Source organism: Streptomyces sp. E11-3, assembly GCF_046540415.1.
GTDB lineage: Bacteria > Actinomycetota > Actinomycetes > Streptomycetales > Streptomycetaceae > Streptomyces.
Genome location: NZ_JAZGRL010000175.1, coordinates 1 through 1,412 on the forward strand (window position 1 = coordinate 1; position 1,412 = coordinate 1,412).

Sequence of the window (1,412 nt, forward strand, 5' to 3'; positions counted from 1 at the left end):
CCCGCCCCACGTGCTCAACCCGCCGAGACCCGCAAGCAGATAAGGCCCCACTCATGCGGAAGATACTCATCGTCGGAGCTGGCCAGTCCGGCCTCCAGCTCGCCCTCGCGCTCCAGTCGCAGGGATACGAGATCACCCTGATGTCCAACCGCACGGCGGACGAGATCCGGTCCGGCCGCGTCATGTCGACCCAGTGCATGTTCGACACGGCGCTGCAGCACGAGCGCGACCAGCAGCTCAACTTCTGGGAGTCCCAGGCCCCGAAGATCGAGGGCCTGGGCGTCTCGGTCGCGGGTCCCGAGTCGCAACGAGTGATCGACTGGGTCGGCAGGCTCGACGGCTACGCCCAGTCCGTCGACCAGCGGGTGAAGATGGCCGGCTGGATGGAGACCTTCGCGCAGCGCGGCGGCCAACTGGTCATCCACGGCGCCGCGGTCTCCGACCTCGACTACTTCTCCCGCACCTACGACCTGGTCATGGTCTCCGCGGGCAAGGGCGAGCTGGTCTCGATGTTCGGCCGGGACGCCGCCCGCTCCCCGTACGACACCCCGCAGCGCGCCCTCGCGGTGGCGTACGTCCACGGGCTCGGCCCGCGCCCCGAGCACCCGGAGTACGACGCGGTCCGCTGCAACCTGGTCCCCGGCGTCGGCGAGCTCTTCGTCATGCCGACCCTCACCACGTCCGGCCGCGCTGACATCCTCTTCTGGGAGGGCATCCCCGGCGGCCCGCTCGACGTGTTCAAGGGCGTCAAGGACCCCGCCGAGCACCTCTCCCTCACCCTGGAACTCATGGAGCGTTTCACGCCCTGGGAGTACGCCCGTGCCACCAAGGTCGAACTGACCGACGCGGGCGGCACGCTGGCCGGGCGCTACGCCCCCACGGTCCGCAACCCGATCGGCCGTCTCCCGGGCGGCGGTCTGGTCCTCGGCGTCGCGGACGTCGTCGTCGCCAACGACCCGATCACCGGCCAGGGCTCCAACTCGGCGTCCAAGTGCGCCGCGTCGTACCTCGCCTCCATCGTCGAAAACGGCGACCGTCCCTTCGACGAGGCCTGGATGCAGTCCACCTTCGACCGCTACTGGGACACCGCCCAGCACGTCACCAAGTGGACCAACGCCATGCTCGGCGTCCCCCCGGAGCACGTACTCAATCTCATCGGCGCGGCCGGCGGCCTCCCCCCGATCGCCCACCGCTTCGCCAACGGCTTCAACGACCCGTCCGACTTCGAGAACTTCTTCTACGACCCGGAGAAGGCGAACGGGTACGTGTCGGAGGTCGCGGAGTCGGCGGGCGCCTGACCGACGCGTTCAGCCCGGCCGGCGTTCGAGGCCAGTCTTCGAGCCCGGCCGGCGAGGCCTTTCGGGAAGGGGCGGGGTGGGGGCCACAGCTCTAACCTGGAGCCCCCACCTCCC

General features: G+C 70.0%; 1 protein-coding gene. It reads left to right on the forward strand.

Features of this window, described 5'->3' with window-relative positions; all coding sequences use genetic code 11:
• Positions 1–53: 53 nt before the first annotated feature.
• Complete coding sequence (locus U9R90_RS36215; protein WP_411061744.1) at positions 54–1,298, forward strand: styrene monooxygenase/indole monooxygenase family protein; 1,245 nt, start codon at positions 54–56, stop codon at positions 1,296–1,298.
• Positions 1,299–1,412: the final 114 nt, after the last annotated feature.